Here is a 16,459-nt window from a genome sequence, read left to right on the forward strand (position 1 = left end):
GACGGACCGGCTGCCGGACCGTCCAATGGACCTCCGCGGGTGGGCGATTGGCGCGCCCACCCGCGGAGTCGCGTACGGCAAGGGGTCAGGTGCCCCTTACGCGAGGGCTCAGCCCTCGTTCGCCTGGCCGGCGATGCTGGCCTTACGGGTCGTCATGGCAACGGACATAGTGATCACCTCCTCGGGGCCCCTCAGGGCGTGGATTTCCCGCTGCCCGCGAGATGCGGGGAGCGGAAGTCTGTGAGGCCGCGCAGCTCGTCCAGGGAGAGCGTGAGCTGTGCGACCGCGTCGTGCCAGGTACGGCCGGGGTCACCGGTGGCCAGGGTCAGCAGGTCCGCCGGCTTCCGGGTGTCGCCCAGCCGCAGCGTCGCCGTCAGCCGTGCGCCGACGCCCTGCGGATCGGCCTCGAAGTGGCGCAGCAGGGTGAGCGCGGACAACTGGCCGTACACATAGGCGTAGTTCGAACCAGGGGCGGTGAAGAGCGAATCCAGATAGCTCCACCACAGGCGGTACCCCTCGGTCAGCCGCACCGCGGGACCGTAGAGCCGGCGCTGCCCCTCGGTCCACACCTCGCCGATGTGCGCCGCGTCGAGGGCCTGCCCGTCGCGCGCCCGGTCGTGCAGGGCCACCTCGAACCGGTGCAGCGCCGCATGCCGGCCGATCGCGACCATCTGGTCCTCCAGCCAGCGCGCCAGCCACTGCAACCGCGCCCCGGGGGCGGCGGTGCCGGCCAGCAGCTGCCGTACGGCCAGCCCTTCGCAGAACAAGGCGAAGGTTTCGGCCATCACGGGAGCCGGGGTGGCCGCCAGGTAGGGCTGCTCCGCAGCGAGCTGAAGGTGGACGGCGTGCCCCAGCTCGTGGACGAGGGTCAGTACGTCCCTCGGCTTTCCGCGGAAATTCATGGAAATGCAGGGGAGCTGTCCCGGAATTGCCTGGGTGAAGGCGCTTCTGGCCTTTCCGGGGCGAGGTGCCGCATCGATTCTTCCGCTGTCGAACATGGTGCGGGAAAGATCGGCGACCGTCGGCGATATGGATTCCATGACTGCTATGGCTGTGTTCTTGGCTGCCGGCCATGATATTTCGGGCGGGGTCGTTACGACGGGCGCGTACCTGTCGTAGTCCGCGAAGTCGCCGACTCCCAGGATTTCTCGCTTCAGGGCGTAATAGGAGTGGACAAGCGGAAGACATTCATCCGATGCCGCCAGCAGCGCGTCGAGCTCTGCCGGGGTCACCTGGTCGAACAGGAGCCGTTCACGCAGCCAGTCCGTCCCCCGGAGCCCGGCCCTGGTCTCGCTGTCCGCCACCGTCATCGACAGGGCGAAGGCGCGCAGCCCGGCCTGGCCGGCGAGGGCGGCTCCGATGGCCGCGTGGGTCGCCCGCCGGGCGTCGCGGTCCGCCTCGTACAGACCCGGGACGGTCTCCGCGATGCTGTGCGAGGCGCCGTTCAGGTCGACCGAGATGTCGTGCAGCAGCTGCTGGGAGAGCCGTTCCCAGCCCTCCCCGCCCGTCGGAAGCAGCTGGGCGAGAATGGATTCCTGCACGTCAGGGAGGTGTCCGGTGGATCCGGCTCGCACCTTGCCGACGAAGTTCGCGTAGGGGCCCAGGCCGTCCGGTGCCTCGGGTCCCCGGGTGCCCAGTTCCGTTTCGAAGAAGGCCAGCGTGGAGGCCAGTTCCGCCCAGGTCCGGTCGCAGCGGGAGAGCAGGGCCATCGCTCGTGGGCGCAGCTCGACGTCCGTCCGCAGGAGCTCGCCGTAGCAGGAGGCCTCCTGGATCCGTGCGACGCAGTGCTCGTACCGCTGGATGGCGGTCCGTAAGGATTCCGCGTCCAGGCCGGCCAGCGTGCCGGCGTAGTCGTCGGCCATGCACCGCGCCTCGCGGAGCGGGCCGTCGAGTAATGCGTCCACGGCGGCGGACTGCGGGTCAGGAAAGAGGGATGAGACGTCCCAGCGCGGCACAGCGGAATCCGGCAGGGATTCCTGGGCGAGCGGGGTCTTTTTGCCGTGCGTCGACATCGATCCTCCTTTCAAGCCTGTCCGTGCTGGTCGTCCGACGATTGCCGAGAACAGAAGAACAAAAAGAGTGACTTGGAGGATCTCCGCACGAGTGTCCGAAATATCAACCGGCGGCAGGAGGACAATAGGCAGCGGTCTGTGCGGGCGTCAAGTGCCCGTCACGGAAAGGCTTGGACCGGTTGCAATGGCCCGGCTTTTGATTTCACCGAGTGTCATACCTCGCGAGTAATCTCCCGGATGTCCGTATTCTGACTGCGGAACGTAGTGCCGCAACGGCCGGTGTCAGCCATACGGCGAGGGATGCCGGCCGATCGGCGAGGGACCGGGCAGTTGGCCGGGCCCAGCGCTTGTGAGCCGTGTGGCGACAGCACAGCACAGCGCCCCGCACGGTGGGTGCGGGGCGCTGTGGGAGTGGCCGGGAAGGGCCGCCAGGACGCGCGTGCGGTCCGGGCAGGGCCGGGTGCAGGGCGGAGGAGGGTCAGGCAGCGGCCGGGGGCTCCTCGGGGAAGTGGCACGCCGTGAGGTGACCGGGCTTGCTGTCCGTCAGCTGGACGAGCGGCGGCTCGTCGGTCGCGCACTTCTCGGTGGCCTTCCAGCAGCGCGTACGGAACCGGCAGCCGCTCGGCGGGTTCAGCGGCGACGGGACGTCACCGACCAGCCGGATGCGGGTGTCCTCCTTCTCCGTGCCCTCGTCGGAGACCGTGGCCTCCGGGACGGCGGAGAGCAGCGCCCGCGTGTACGGGTGCCGCGGAGCGCTGTAGAGCGTCTCGCGGTCGGCGATCTCGACGATCTTGCCGAGGTACATCACGGCGACCCGGTGCGAGAAGTGCCGGACGATCGCCAGGTCGTGGGCGATGAAGAGGAAGGAGATCCCCATCTCCTTCTGGAGCTTCTGAAGGAGGTTGACGACCTGGGCCTGGATGGAGACGTCGAGCGCGGAGACCGGCTCGTCGGCGACGATGAGCTTGGGCTCCAGGGCGAGGGCGCGGGCTACGCCGATGCGCTGGCGCTGGCCGCCGGAGAACTCGTGCGGGAAGCGGTTGTAGTGCTCCGGGTTGAGGCCGACGATCTCCAGGAGCTCACGGATCCGGTGTTCCCGGCCGCCCTTGGGGTTGATGTTGTTGACCTCCATCGGACCACCGACGATCTTGCCGACGGTCTGACGGGGGTTGAGCGACGAGTAGGGGTCCTGGAAGATCATCTGGATCTCGGAGCGGACCGGCGCCAGTTCCTTGCGGGAGGCGTGCGTGATGTCCTGGCCCTGGTACGTGATCTTGCCGGCCGTCGGCTCCATCAGGCGGGTTATGAGCCGTCCGGTGGTGGACTTGCCGCAGCCGGACTCGCCCACCAGGCCGAGCGACTCGCCCTGGTGGACGGCGAAGTCGAGGCCGTCGACCGCTTGGACGTCCGCGACCTTGCGCTTGAACGGGAATCCGCCCATCACCGGGAAGTACTTGGTCAGGCCGGTGACTTCGAGCAGGGGGGTGTCGGTGGTCATGTTCGTTCTTTCCCTTTGGCTCTGGGTCAGCTCAGCCGGGGCTGGATCTGGTCGGCGAAGATGTCCTTCTTCTGGGCTGGGCTGAGGTGACAGGCGGAACCGCGCCCCGCGGCGAGTTCCAGAGGCGGCTGCTCGGAGGAGCAGATGCCGCCCTCGACCTGGTCCTTGAAGGTGCACCGGGGGTGGAAGCGGCAGCCCGTCGGCGGGTTCAGCAGGCTGGGCGGCGTGCCCGGGATCGGCATCAGCGGGATGTCGACCGGACCCGTCAGGCTCGGCATCGAGCCGAGCAGTCCCCAGGTGTACGGGTGCTGGGGCGCCCGCAGCACCTCGCGCTTGGTGCCGCGCTCCACACAGCGGCCGCCGTACATCACCAGCACGTCGTCCGCGATGTCGGCGATCACGCCGAGGTCGTGGGTGATGAAGACGATGGCCGTGCCGAACTCCTGCTGGAGATCCTTGAGGAGGTCCATGATCTGCGCCTGGACGGTGACGTCCAGGGCGGTCGTCGGCTCGTCGGCGATCAGCAGCTCGGGGTCGCAGACCAGCGCCATCGCGATCATCGCGCGCTGCCGCATACCACCGGAGAACTGGTGCGGGAAGTCGTCGACCCGCAGGTCCGGCTGCGGAATGCCGACCCGGGTGAGCATCTCGATGGCCCGCTTCCGGGCCTCCTGCTTGGAGGCGCCGGTGTGCTTCCGGTACGTCTCGCTGATCTGCCGGCCGACGGTGTGGAACGGCGACAGCGAGGCCAGGGCGTCCTGGAAGATCATCGCCATCTTGTTGCCGCGCAGCCGCTCCAGCTCCCGCTCGGTGGCGCCGAGCAGCTCCTTGCCGTCGAGCGTGATCTCACCGTTGATCTGGGTGCGTTCCCGGTCGTGCAGGCCCAGGATCGTCAGGTTGGTGACGGACTTGCCCGAGCCGGACTCGCCGACGATGCCGAGAGTCTTGCCCTTCTCCACGTCGAAGGAGAGGCCGTCGACGGCCTTGACTGTGCCGTCCTCGGTCGAGAAGTGGACCTGTAGGTCCCTGACAGAGAGGAAGGGCTGCTGATCGGTGCTCGTCACGAGGACGCTCCAGGAAGTGTTGCGGGGATCGGGGGTGGGGCGGAGACGGCGGGAGCGGGTCAGGCGAGACGGATCCGCGGGTCGATGAGGCCGTAGATGGCGTCCACGAAGATGTTGAAGAAGACGATCGCCGCGGCCGCCACGAGCGTGACACCGAGGAGCATGGGCAGGTCGCTCGTGTCGACGGACTGCACCGCGAGCCGGCCGATCCCCTGGATGCTGAAGACCTGTTCGGTGATGATCGCGCCGCCGATCAGCGTGCCCAGGTCGATGCCGAAGATGGTGACGATCGGTCCCATGGCACCGCGCCAGGCGAAGCGGAAGAAGACCGAGGCCCGGGAGAGTCCCTTGGCACGCGCTGTGCGGACGTAGTCCTCGGTGAGCTGTTCGACCAGCTGCGAGCGGGTCATACGGGTGTAGTTCGCCGTGAAGATGATCGAGAGCACCAGCCACGGCAGCAGCAGTCCGGACGCCCACTTGACCGGGTCCTCCGTCAGCGGTGTGTACGAGGGCTGGTCGAGCAGCCCCATCTGCTGGACCAGGATGAACATCGCGATGTAGCCGACGAAGTAGATCTGCAGCGAGGAGCCGAGCAGCGAGATCGAGCTGGCGATCTTGTCGAGCGCCTTGCCCTGCTTGACGGCGGCGATCATGCCGGCGCCGACGCCGATGACCAGGAAGAAGACGGCGGAGCCCAGCGCGAGCGAGATCGTCAGCGGCAGCCGGTCCAGGATCGTGCCGAGGACGGGCTGGCGGTTGGTGAAGGAGTAACCGAGGCAGGGGGCCGGGCAGTGGCCGTAGTTGCCGTAGTCACGCCCCATGAAGATGCCTTCGAGCCAGTGCCAGTACTGGACGGGCATCGGGTCGGCTATCCCCAGGTTCAGCCGGATCTGCTTGAGCAGCTCGGGCGTGCAGGTCTTGCCGCAGGCCAGGCGCGCCGGGTCACGGGGGATCGCGTAGAAGAGGTAGAAGACGATGGCGCTGATGACCAGCAGGATGACGATAGCGCCGGTCACGCGGCGGAGAAGAAATCGAAGCATGGGGTCGTGACTTTCCGGGTGGGGCGCCGTCGCCGAGGTGTAGGGAGCGGGGGAGGGCCGGGGCCGGGGGAGGGCAGCCGATCGGGCCGCCCGCCCCCGGGTGACGTGCTACGCCGTGGTGTACATCTTGCAGATCGCCATACCGGTCGCGCCGGCGTCGTAGAACATGCCGCCGACCTTGGAGCCGTGGAACCAGTTACGGATCGGCCAGTAGTCCGGGACGACCGCGGCGAGTTCCATGATCTGGCGGTCGATGGCGCCGAAGGCCGCGTCGGCCTTCTTCTGATCGGTGATCAGGGCCGCCGCGTCGATGGCCTTGTTGACGCTCGCGTTGTTCAGCTGCGGCCAGTTCGAGGCGCCGTTGGCGATCACGCGGCCGTCGAAGGTGGGCTGCAGGGCGGTGTAGCCGCCCGGCCAGTCGGCGGACCAGCCGGCCGCGAACATGTCGTAGGTGTTGTCGATCTGGGCGATCTGAGTGTAGAAGGTCGTCTTGTCGACCTGCTTGGTGATCGGGTTGAAGCCCGCCTTGGTGAGGGCGTTCTTGATGGCCACGGCCGTCTTGACGGCGTAGTCCGACGCCTGGAAGGCGATGACGACCTTCTGGCCGAGCTTGCCGGCCTCCTTGAGCATGGCCTTGGCCTTCTCCGGGTCTCCGGTCGGCTTCTTCCGCTTGCCGTAGAGGTCGAAGTCGGTGTGGCCCGGGGTGAGCGGGCTGATGATCGTGGTGGCGATCTCGGAGGACGCGGTGCCACCGCGGATCAGCTGGCACTGCTGCGACGGCCACGCGTAGTTGAGCGCCTGGCGGACCTTGACGTCCTTGATCCGCGTCGTGTTGATGGCGTAGTAGTACGTCGCGTTGTCGAGGTGCGTGAAGACACGCTTCTTCATCGCCGGGTCGCTGAGCACCTTCTGCATGCGCTCGGGGGCGACCTCGTTGAACATCGACACGGTGTGCTGGTCGTTGCCCTGGTCGGCGATGTAGCGGTCCGTGGACGCGAGCAGCTGGAAGCCGAACTGGAGCTGCCACTTGTCCGGGTACGCGTTGCGGATCGGGTCCGTCTTCGGGTCCCAGTGCGGGTTGCGGGAGATCGACATCGACTTGCCGGGCTGGCGGGCGTCGATCTTGTACGGGCCGCAGGAGAACGGCTTCTTGTCGTACTCCGCCTTGGTGTCGTGCTTCTTGGGCACGAGGGAGAAGGCGCGCATACCGAGACACAGGTTGAAGTCGGCGCGGGCCGTGTTGAGGTGGAAGGTGACGGTGTTGCCGCTGATCTCGATCGAGTCGAGGTGCTTGCCTTCGTACGGGCCCTTGTAGCCCTTGCCGCCGACCAGCCACTGCTGCGGGTAGCGCGGACCGTACGTGATGAAGGTGGCGAAGAGCCGCTCGAAGGTGTGGCGGACGTCCTCGATCGTGACGTCGGAGCCGTCCTCCCACTTGCCGCCGTCCTTCAGCGTGAAGGACCAGGTCTTGCCGCCGTCCTTCATCGTGCCGGCGTCCGTGGCGAGGTCGCCCACCAGGGTGGACGTGCCGTCGGCGGAGACCTTGTAGCCGACCAGACCGCGCATGAAGAGCGGGGTGATCCAGCCCTCGTAGCTGGACCAGATCTGCGCCGGGTCCAGGTGGTCGCAGTCGAGCTGGTCCATCGTCCAGATCGTGCCGCCCTTGACCGCGCCCGGAACCTCGGGGGCGGGACCGACGGAGTCGGCCTTGGTGCCTATGACGATCTTGCTGGCCTTGCCCTTGCTGACGTTCGGGGCGCCCTTGTCGCTGCCGTCGCCGCCACCGCCGCCGCTGCTGCATGCGCTGAGGACGGAGGAGCTGGCGGCTGCTACTCCGGTGGCGATGAGGAAGTTTCTACGGGAGAAAGACATGGCGTATCGGTCCTTGGGATCGGTGGACGAGGCAGGTGCGACAGGCCGGACCACAGCGGCCGGGCTGTTGGAGCGGAGGGTCAGCGCCTCGACTTGGGGTCGAGCGCGTCGCGTACCGAGTCGCCGAGCAGATTGAAGGCGAGCACGAAGATGACCATGGAGATGCCCGGGAAGAGCATGAAGGTGATGTCGTTCGTGTAGTAGGACGAACCGCGCGCGATCATGACGCCCCAGTCCGGGGTCGGGTCGATCATGCCGACACCGAGGAAGGCGAGGCCCGCCTCTGCCGTCACCATGGCGGGCAGGGCCAGGGTGGACTGGATCAGGATCGGCGTCCAGAGGTTCGGAAGCAGTTCCTTGAAGATGATCCGGGCGGGGGACGCACCGGTCACCTTCGCTGCTTCCACGAACTCACGTTCACGCAGGGCCAGTACCTGACCGCGCAGCAGACGTGCCATCGATGCCCAGCCGAAGCCCGCGAGGACGAGGATCAGCGAGATCGCCCGCAGCGAGGTCGGGATGTCGTCGTCCGGGCCGACGAAGAGCCCGTACATCACCGGCATGAAGGCGATGAAGAACAGCGTCGACGGGAAGGACAGCAGGATGTCGATGATCCGGCCGATGAAGTAGTCCGTCTTGCCGCCCAGATAACCGGCCGTGACGCCGACGACCACACCGACGAGGGTCAGGAGGATCGTGATCGCGCTGGCGATCATCAGCGAGGTGCGTATCCCGTAGAGCAGGAACGTGAAGACGTCCCGCCCGAGCGACGGCTCAAGACCGAACCAGAAGTCGCTGCTGATACCGCCGTTGGGCTTCACCGGATAGCCGAAACCGTTGAGCAGCCCGGGGGTGTCCTGGCCGTACGTGTCGTACGGGTTCTTCCCGTACAGCTTGGCGATCAGCGGTGCGGCAAGGGCGATCACGAAGAAGAACACGACGATGCAGGCGGACACGAAGCCTGTCTTGTCGCGCTTGAATCGCCGCCAAGCCAGTTGGCTCGGGCTCCGGGCTTCGGCGCCCTTGTTGGGGCTGTCGGGCTGCCGGGACTCCTCAACGATGCCGATGGAAGTGGTGTCCACCGGAACGAGGGGGGCCGGGGATGGCGTGGTCATCGAACTCCTGTCCCCGTACGGAAAGCGGCATCCTCCGGGCAGGAGGAGCTAAGGGGTTGGAACGGACCCAATCAATCGAGTTGACAACGGTCAATGCGCGTAGCAACTCCACACCTGGTCTTTAGGTTCTTGACCCAGCCTTGGGAAAGAAAAGGTGTCCTCAAGGTGGACAGGTGATTTCCGAAAACCGCAAATCGTGTGATCACGGACAGCTGCGTCCGGTCAAAGGTGTGTCCATTTCGTTATGCGGGGCATCCGGGCGTTTCTGGTGACGGATGGACACAGACGGCCGCAGAGAAGGTGCATTGGTGGTGCTATCCAGTGATATTGGGCCCTAAGTGGGATTTAGGACCTAGAGGAGGCACTCCATGCGCGGAGCCACACACGCCAAGTGGGCCGCATGCGCGGTCGCCGTCGCCCTCGCGGCGACGGCCTGCGGCGGCGGCGGAAGCAGTGGCGGAAGTGGCGGGGCGAACGGGGTCCTCAGCTCCTCCTGGGGTGATCCGCAGAACCCGCTGGAGCCGGCGAACACCAACGAGGTCCAGGGCGGCAAGGTCCTCGACATGATCTTCCGGGGCCTCAAGAAGTACGACCCGAAGACCGGCAAGGCCGAGAACATGCTGGCCTCCAGCGTCACGACCAGCGACTCGGTCAACTTCAAGATCACGATCAAGAAGGGCTGGACGTTCAGCAACGGCGAGAAGATCACCGCCAAGTCCTTCGTCGACGCCTGGAACTACGGCGCGGATCTGAAGCACAACCAGAAGGACGCCTACTTCTTCGCCTACATCGACGGTTACGACAAGGTCCACCCGGACTCCGGCAGCGCCAAGGCCTCCACGCTCTCCGGGCTGAAGGTGGTCAACGACAACACCTTCACGGTGAAGCTGAACCAGAAGTTCTCCACCTTCCCGGACACCCTCGGGTACCCGGCCTTCGCCCCGCTGCCCACCGCGTTCTACAAGAACCACTCCGCCTGGCTGTCCAAGCCGGTCGGCAACGGCCCGTACACCGTGAAGTCGTACACCAAGGGCTCGCAGATGAGCCTGCGCAAGTGGGACAAGTACCCGGGCCCCGACAAGGCCCAGAACGGCGGCGTCGACCTCAAGGTCTACACGGACAACAACACCGCCTACACCGACCTGACCGCGGGCAACCTCGACCTGGTCGACGACGTCCCCGCCGCGCAGCTCAAGAACGTCAAGGCCGACCTGAACGGGCGCTACATCAACACCCCCGCGGGCATCATCCAGACACTCGCGTTCCCCTTCTACCGCCCCGAGTGGAACACCGCGGGCGCCAAGAAGGTGCGGATCGGGCTGTCGATGGCGATCAACCGCCCGCAGATCACGAAGACGATCTTCCAGAACACCAGGACCCCGGCCACCGACTGGACGTCCCCGGTCCTCGGCGCCGCCGGCGGTTACAAGGCGGGCCTGTGCGGTGCCTCCTGCACGTACAACCCCACCCAGGCGAAGAAGCTGGTCAAGGAGGGCGGCGGCATCCCCGGCGGCCAGCTGAAGATCTCGTACAACGCGGACACCGGCTCGCACAAGGAGTGGATCGACGCCATCTGCAACAACATCAACAACACCCTCGGCAACGACAAGGCGTGTGTCGGCAACCCGATCGGTACCTTCGCCGACTTCCGCAACCAGATCACGGCGAAGAAGATGACGGGCCCCTTCCGGGCCGGCTGGCAGATGGACTACCCGCTGATCCAGAACTTCCTGCAGCCGCTGTACTACACCAACGCCTCGTCCAACGACGGCCACTGGACCAACAAGTCGTTCGACAACCTCGTCAACCAGGCCAACGCGGAGACCGACAAAGCGACAGCCGTCAAGAAGTTCCAGGACGCCGAAGGTGTGGTCCGGGACAACATGGCGGCCATCCCGCTCTGGTACCAGAACGGCAGCGCCGGCTACTCCGACCGCGTCTCGAACGTCGCGCTGAACCCGTTCAGCGTGCCGGTCTACAACGAGATCAAGGTCCACTGACGCCTGAGGAGGCACGGCCCCGCGCGCCGAGCGCGCCGGGCCGCACACCTTCCCGGAACGACGACCCCCGGAGCCCCTCATGGGACGTTATGTGATCAGGCGTCTGCTGCAGATGATCCCGGTCTTCATCGGCGCGACGCTGCTGATCTTCCTGATGGTGAACGTGATGGGCGACCCCGTCGCGGGACTCTGCGGCGACCGCGCCTGCGACCCGGCGACCGCCGCCCAGCTGCGCAGCGAGTTCGGCCTCGACAAGCCCGTGTGGCAGCAGTACCTGACCTACATGGGCAACGTCTTCACCGGCGACTTCGGCACCGCGTTCAACGGTGAGAAGGTCACCGACCTGATGGGCAGCGCCTTCCCGGTCACCATCCGGCTCACCATCGTCGCCATCATCTTCGAGGTGATCATCGGCATCGCCTTCGGTGTGATCACGGGGCTCAAGCGCGGACATCCGGTCGACTCGTCCGTCCTGCTGCTCACCCTGGTCGTCATCTCGGTGCCGACCTTCGTCACCGGCCTGCTGGCCCAGCTGCTGTTCGGGGTGCAGTGGGGGCTCATCAAACCCGCGGTCTCACCGGCGGCCCCGTTCAACGAGCTGATCCTTCCCGGGCTGGTGCTCGCGTCCGTGTCACTCGCGTACGTCACCCGGCTGACCAGGACCTCGATCGCGGAGAACCGACGCGCCGACTACGTCAGAACGGCCACCGCCAAAGGGCTCCGCAAGCGCCGCATCATCGTCCGGCACCTGCTGCGCAACTCGCTGATCCCCGTCGTGACCTTCATCGGGACCGACATCGGGGCCCTGATGGGCGGTGCCATCGTCACCGAGCGCATCTTCAACATCCACGGCGTCGGCTACCAGCTCTACCAGGGCATCGTCCGCCAGAACAGCCAGACCGTCGTCGGCTTCGTCACCGTCCTCGTCATCGTCTTCCTGGTGGCGAACCTCATCGTCGACCTCCTCTACGCCGTTCTCGACCCGAGGATCCGGTATGCCTGAGCCGCAGAATTCCGACGAAGCGATCTCCGCCGCGGGGGCCGGCGGCGCCACCGACCTCGCCATGGGCGAGGGCGTCACGCTGGAGAACCCGCAGGACGGGGGCGGACCCGGCCCCGACGAACCGGCCCGCAGTCTCTGGTCCGACGCCTGGCGCGACCTGCGCCGCAACCCCATCTTCATCATCTCGGGGCTGATCATCATCTTCCTCGTGGTGATCTCGATCTGGCCCCAGCTCATCGCCACCCAGAACCCGCTCGCCTGCAACCTGGACAAGGCCCAGGAGGGCCCCCAGCCCGGCCACCCCTTCGGCTTCACCGGACAGGGCTGCGACGTCTACACCCGTACGGTCTACGGCGCCCGGCAGTCCGTGACGGTCGGTGTCTGCGCGACGGTCGGAGTGGCCCTCATCGGCAGTGTCCTGGGCGGTCTCGCCGGCTTCTTCGGCGGCGCGGGCGACGCGGTCCTCTCCCGGGTCACCGACATCTTCTTCGGCATCCCGGTGGTGCTCGGCGGTCTGGTGCTGCTGTCCGTGGTCACCAGCAGCACCGTCTGGCCGGTGATCGGCTTCATGGTGCTCCTCGGCTGGCCGCAGATCGCGCGGATCGCGCGCGGCTCCGTCATCACCGCCAAACAGAACGACTACGTCCAGGCCGCGCGGGCGCTCGGCGCCTCCAACTCCCGGATGCTGCTGCGCCACATCGCGCCGAACGCGGTCGCCCCGGTGATCGTCGTGGCGACCATCGCACTCGGTACGTACATCTCGCTGGAGGCGACCCTGTCCTTCCTCGGCGTAGGCCTGAAGCCCCCCACCGTCTCCTGGGGCATCGACATCTCCGCGGCCTCCCCGTACATCCGCAACGCCCCGCACATGCTGCTCTGGCCGGCCGGCGCGCTGGCGATCACGGTGCTCGCCTTCATCATGCTCGGCGACGCGGTGCGCGACGCCCTCGACCCCAAGCTGCGCTGAGGAGTCCGGACCATGCTGCTCGAAGTACGCGATCTGCACGTGGAGTTCCACACCCGCGACGGGGTCGCGAAGGCGGTGAACGGTGTCGACTACACGGTGGACTCCGGCGAGACGCTCGCCGTCCTCGGTGAATCGGGCTCCGGCAAGTCGGTGACCGCCCAGGCCATCATGGGCATCCTCGATGTGCCACCGGGCAGGATCGCCGGCGGCGAGATCCTCTTCCAGGGGCAGGACCTGCTGAAGCTCAAGGAGGAGGAGCGGCGCAAGATCCGTGGCGCCAGGATGGCGATGATCTTCCAGGACGCCCTCTCCTCGCTCAACCCGGTGCTCAGCGTGGGCGAGCAGCTCGGTGAGATGTTCACCGTCCACCGGGGCATGTCCCGCAAGGAGGCCAAGGCCAAGGCCGTCGAGCTGATGGACACGGTACGGATCCCGGCGGCCAAGGAGCGGGTCGGCCAGTACCCGCACCAGTTCTCCGGCGGGATGCGCCAGCGCATCATGATCGCCATGGCGCTGGCCCTGGAGCCCGACCTGATCATCGCCGACGAGCCGACCACCGCTCTGGATGTGACCGTCCAGGCCCAGGTGATGGACCTGCTCGCCGAACTCCAGCGGGAGTTCAACATGGGGCTGATCCTGATCACCCATGACCTGGGCGTGGTGGCGGACGTCGCGGACAAGATCGCGGTGATGTACGCGGGCAGGATCGTCGAGACATCGCCGGTCCACCAGATCTACAAGGCCCCGGCGCACCCGTACACCAAGGGCCTCCTCGAATCGATCCCGCGCCTCGACCAGAAGGGCCAGGAGCTCTACGCGATCAAGGGCCTGCCCCCGAACCTGCTGCACATCCCGCCCGGGTGCGCCTTCAACCCCCGCTGCCCGCTGGCCCAGGAGGTGTGCCGCACCGACGTGCCGCCGCTGTACGAAGTGTCCCCGGAGCGCCGGAGCGCCTGCCACTTCTGGAAGGAGACGCTCAATGCACGCTGACCACTCGCGGCGTAACGCGGCACGTGACGCGGCACGTGAGGAGGCCGAGGCGGAACGCGACCTGATGGAGAAGTCGCACGCGGAGATGGCCTTCCACGACAAGGAGCCCATCCTCGAAGTCCGCGACCTGGTCAAGCACTACCCGCTCACCCAGGGAATCCTGTTCAAGAAGCAGGTCGGTGCGGTCAAGGCCGTCGACGGGGTGTCGTTCGCGCTCACTCAGGGCGAGACACTCGGCATCGTGGGCGAGTCCGGCTGCGGCAAGTCGACCGTGGCCAGGATGCTGGTCAACCTGGAGGCCCCGACGCACGGTTCGATCCGTTACAAGGGCGAGGACATCACCAAGATGTCCGGGCGCGCCCTCAAGGCCGTACGCCGGAACATCCAGATGGTCTTCCAGGACCCCTACACCTCGCTCAACCCCCGGATGACGGTCGGCGACATCATCGGGGAGCCGTACGAGATCCACCCCGAGGTCGCGCCCAAGGGCGACCGGCGCCGGAAGGTCCAGGACCTGCTGGACGTCGTCGGGCTCAACCCGGAGTACATCAACCGCTATCCGCACCAGTTCTCCGGCGGCCAGCGCCAGCGCATCGGCATCGCGCGCGGCCTCGCCCTCAACCCCGAGATCATCGTGGCCGACGAGCCGGTATCGGCCCTCGACGTGTCCGTGCAGGCACAGGTCATCAACCTGCTGGGGCGGCTCCAGAAGGAGTTCGACCTGGCGTACGTGTTCATCGCGCACGATCTGTCGATCGTCCGGCACATCTCCAGCCGGGTCGGCGTGATGTATCTGGGGCGGATCGTCGAGGTCGGCTCGGACGCGGAGATCTACGAGCACCCGACCCACCCGTACACACAGGCGCTGCTCTCGGCGGTGCCGGTGCCCGACCCGGAGGCGCGGGACCGGCGCGAGCGGATCATCCTGGCCGGCGATGTGCCGTCGCCCGCCAACCCGCCGTCAGGCTGCCGCTTCCGTACCCGCTGCTGGAAGGCGCAGGAGCGGTGTGCGCAGGAGGTGCCGGCGCTCGCGGTGCCCGCGCTGTTCCGGACCGTGCAGGGACCGGTGCACCACGACTCGGCCTGCCACTTCGCCGAAGAGATCCAGGTCGTGCCGGACACCACGGGCGGCGGACCGGACGAGGGCGGCCCGGCAGGGCCGACGGGCGGTGCCCCGGGGCCTTCCGGTGGCGGCACGCCGGGCCCGTCCGGTGGCACGCCGGGGCCCACCGGCGCGACGCCCGCAGCACCGGCCACGGGCGCTACGCCGACAGGGCAGGCCGGGCCCCCGTCCGGGGCGACGCCCGCCTAGGGCCCGTCCCTACGAGGGGCCCTGGGCTCTTATGCGGGGCCCTGGGCCTCCACCCCGGGTGCGCCCGGACCGGTCTGGTCCTCCAGATCCTCCAGGTCCCGCAGCGCCGGGTCGAGGATGATCTCCGCCTCGCGCTCGGTCGTCGGGTCCTCCGGGAAGTGGCAGGCCGTCAGGTGCCCGTCCCGGCTGCCGTCGATCCGTACCAGCGGGGGTTCTTCGGCCGCGCACTTGTCCTGCGCCTTCCAGCAGCGGGTACGGAAGCGGCAGCCCGAAGGCGGCGAGATCGGGGACGGTACATCGCCCGCGAGCCGGATGCGCTGATGGGCCGCGCGCTCCTCGTCGCTGACGAGCGCGGCCTCCGGGACCGCCGAGAGCAGGGCGTGCGTGTACGGGTGGCGCGGCTGCTGGTAGATGGAGTCCCGGTCGCCCACCTCGACGATCTTGCCCAGGTACATCACGGCGACCCGGTCCGAGAAGTGCCGGACGATCGCCAGGTCGTGGGCGATGAAGAGGAACGCGATGTCCAGCTCGCGCTGGAGCTCCTGGAGGAGGTTGACGACCTGGGCCTGGATGGAGACGTCGAGCGCGGAGACCGGTTCGTCGGCGACGATGAGCTTCGGTTCGAGCGCGAGGGCGCGGGCTACGCCGATGCGCTGGCGCTGGCCGCCGGAGAACTCGTGCGGGAAGCGGTTGTAGTGCTCCGGGTTGAGGCCGACGATCTCCAGGAGCTCACGGATCCGGTGTTCCCGGCCGCCCTTGGGGTGGATGCCGTTGATCTCCATCGGCCCGCCGATGATCTTGCCGACGGTCTGACGGGGGTTGAGCGACGAGTAGGGGTCCTGGAAGATCATCTGGATCTCGGGGCGGATCGGCGCGAGCTGTCTGCGGCCCGCGCGGGTGATGTCCTGGCCCCGGTAGACCAGCCGGCCCGCGGTCGGTTCGAGCAGCCGGGTCAACACCCGTCCGGTGGTGGACTTTCCGCACCCCGACTCGCCCACCAGGCCGAAGCTCTCGCCGGTGTGCAACGAGAGGTCGATACCGTCGACGGCCTGGACGGCGCCGATCCTGCGCTTGAAGGGAAAGCCGCCCATGATGGGGAAGTGCTTGGTCAGCCCCTCGGCGGAGAGCAGAACCTCACCCTGGCGGGGCGCCTTGTCGCGGGGAGCGGGAATGGTGGCCTCGTGCGCCATGTCGTATCGCTTCCTAGGTGTGGTGCCCTGGCCCCGGCCGGTGGGTCCGGCCGTGGCTTGATCCATCAACTCCCTTGCCAGCGGTGCGATATGGGCTCTTCGTTGCTCCGCCCCCGCTGTCCGGAATCATCGCAGCTGAGCGGAGCGTGGCCCGGCCCGACGACGCGAGTCAAGGGCCTGGCGGCGTCCGGGGCGCAGTCCCCGCGCTTCTTGGGTGAAGGTTTTGCAGACTGACGCGCGGACGTGCTTGACGTGTTGTCCGGTCGGGCGACAAAGGCCGACAAAGCGCGATCGAATTCCTTAACGAGGCGGCAACTCGCCTGTCGTGAGACCGATATGCGGAACCATCAGACTGAAGAGCGTACGGCGTGCGGGTGCCGTGGACCGGCCGGGGCG

General features: G+C 67.4%; 12 protein-coding genes. 5 read left to right on the top strand and 7 right to left on the bottom strand.

Annotated elements, in window-relative coordinates:
• Positions 1–191 precede the first annotated feature (191 nt).
• The 6 genes from OHB13_RS24655 to OHB13_RS24680 all read right to left on the bottom strand — a co-directional run bounded on the left by OHB13_RS24655 (position 192) and on the right by OHB13_RS24680 (position 8,601).
• Positions 192–2,012, bottom strand: coding sequence for a M3 family metallopeptidase (locus OHB13_RS24655; RefSeq protein WP_328378540.1), 1,821 nt, complete (start codon positions 2,010–2,012; stop codon positions 192–194).
• A gap of 478 nt (positions 2,013–2,490) precedes the next feature.
• Entirely contained in the window at positions 2,491–3,510 is a 1,020-nt protein-coding gene (locus OHB13_RS24660; protein ID WP_266853464.1) for an ABC transporter ATP-binding protein, read from the bottom strand.
• A 26-nt stretch (positions 3,511–3,536) separates the two neighbouring features.
• Entirely contained in the window at positions 3,537–4,574 is a 1,038-nt protein-coding gene (locus OHB13_RS24665; protein ID WP_328378541.1) for an ABC transporter ATP-binding protein, read from the bottom strand.
• Between the two features lie 59 nt (positions 4,575–4,633).
• Complete coding sequence (locus tag OHB13_RS24670; protein WP_266853460.1) at positions 4,634–5,614, bottom strand: ABC transporter permease; 981 nt, start codon at positions 5,612–5,614, stop codon at positions 4,634–4,636.
• 108 nt (positions 5,615–5,722) lie between these two features.
• Positions 5,723–7,486 carry an ABC transporter substrate-binding protein gene (locus OHB13_RS24675; protein ID WP_266853458.1) on the bottom strand — a complete coding sequence of 588 codons (1,764 nt, stop codon included), beginning with the start codon at positions 7,484–7,486 and terminating at the stop codon, positions 5,723–5,725.
• Between the two features lie 80 nt (positions 7,487–7,566).
• Entirely contained in the window at positions 7,567–8,601 is a 1,035-nt protein-coding gene (locus tag OHB13_RS24680) for an ABC transporter permease (RefSeq protein ID WP_266853456.1), read from the bottom strand.
• A 368-nt stretch (positions 8,602–8,969) separates the two neighbouring features.
• On the opposite strand from OHB13_RS24680, the gene OHB13_RS24685 reads away from it, so the two are divergent.
• The 5 genes from OHB13_RS24685 (at position 8,970) to OHB13_RS24705 (ending at position 14,873) form a co-directional block, all read left to right on the top strand.
• Positions 8,970–10,601, top strand: a complete 1,632-nt coding sequence (locus OHB13_RS24685; RefSeq protein WP_328378542.1) for a peptide ABC transporter substrate-binding protein — start codon at positions 8,970–8,972, stop codon at positions 10,599–10,601.
• A gap of 79 nt (positions 10,602–10,680) precedes the next feature.
• Positions 10,681–11,604, top strand: coding sequence for an ABC transporter permease (locus OHB13_RS24690; protein ID WP_266853452.1), 924 nt, complete (start codon positions 10,681–10,683; stop codon positions 11,602–11,604).
• Complete coding sequence (locus tag OHB13_RS24695; RefSeq protein ID WP_266853450.1) at positions 11,597–12,571, top strand: ABC transporter permease; 975 nt, start codon at positions 11,597–11,599, stop codon at positions 12,569–12,571. The genes OHB13_RS24690 and OHB13_RS24695 overlap by 8 nt, the downstream gene beginning before the upstream one ends.
• A 12-nt stretch (positions 12,572–12,583) precedes the next feature.
• Entirely contained in the window at positions 12,584–13,561 is a 978-nt protein-coding gene (locus OHB13_RS24700) for an ABC transporter ATP-binding protein (protein WP_266853449.1), read from the top strand.
• Positions 13,551–14,873 carry an ABC transporter ATP-binding protein gene (locus tag OHB13_RS24705; protein WP_328378543.1) on the top strand — a complete coding sequence of 441 codons (1,323 nt, stop codon included), beginning with the start codon at positions 13,551–13,553 and terminating at the stop codon, positions 14,871–14,873. The genes OHB13_RS24700 and OHB13_RS24705 overlap by 11 nt, the downstream gene beginning before the upstream one ends.
• A gap of 29 nt (positions 14,874–14,902) precedes the next feature.
• Here the strand turns inward: OHB13_RS24705 and OHB13_RS24710 are convergent, their stop codons facing one another.
• The gene (locus OHB13_RS24710) at positions 14,903–16,063 is read right to left on the bottom strand and encodes an ABC transporter ATP-binding protein (RefSeq protein ID WP_328378544.1); all 1,161 of its coding nucleotides are present in this window, start codon (positions 16,061–16,063) and stop codon (positions 14,903–14,905) included.
• Positions 16,064–16,459: the final 396 nt, after the last annotated feature.

Source organism: Streptomyces sp. NBC_00440 (genome assembly GCF_036014215.1).
Taxonomy (GTDB): Bacteria; Actinomycetota; Actinomycetes; order Streptomycetales; family Streptomycetaceae; genus Streptomyces.

Excerpts from the sequence above, each read along its gene's own strand:
- OHB13_RS24695 (WP_266853450.1), top strand. The coding sequence starts at position 11,597 with ATGCCTGAGCCGCAGAATTCCGACGAAGCGATCTCCGCCGCGGGGGCC.
- OHB13_RS24685 (WP_328378542.1), top strand. The coding sequence starts at position 8,970 with ATGCGCGGAGCCACACACGCCAAGTGGGCCGCATGCGCGGTCGCCGTC.
- OHB13_RS24675 (WP_266853458.1), bottom strand. The coding sequence starts at position 7,486 with ATGTCTTTCTCCCGTAGAAACTTCCTCATCGCCACCGGAGTAGCAGCC.
- OHB13_RS24655 (WP_328378540.1), bottom strand. The coding sequence starts at position 2,012 with ATGTCGACGCACGGCAAAAAGACCCCGCTCGCCCAGGAATCCCTGCCG.
- OHB13_RS24660 (WP_266853464.1), bottom strand. The coding sequence starts at position 3,510 with ATGACCACCGACACCCCCCTGCTCGAAGTCACCGGCCTGACCAAGTAC.
- OHB13_RS24670 (WP_266853460.1), bottom strand. The coding sequence starts at position 5,614 with ATGCTTCGATTTCTTCTCCGCCGCGTGACCGGCGCTATCGTCATCCTG.
- OHB13_RS24710 (WP_328378544.1), bottom strand. The coding sequence starts at position 16,063 with ATGGCGCACGAGGCCACCATTCCCGCTCCCCGCGACAAGGCGCCCCGC.
- OHB13_RS24690 (WP_266853452.1), top strand. The coding sequence starts at position 10,681 with ATGGGACGTTATGTGATCAGGCGTCTGCTGCAGATGATCCCGGTCTTC.
- OHB13_RS24680 (WP_266853456.1), bottom strand. The coding sequence starts at position 8,601 with ATGACCACGCCATCCCCGGCCCCCCTCGTTCCGGTGGACACCACTTCC.
- OHB13_RS24700 (WP_266853449.1), top strand. The coding sequence starts at position 12,584 with ATGCTGCTCGAAGTACGCGATCTGCACGTGGAGTTCCACACCCGCGAC.
- OHB13_RS24705 (WP_328378543.1), top strand. The coding sequence starts at position 13,551 with ATGCACGCTGACCACTCGCGGCGTAACGCGGCACGTGACGCGGCACGT.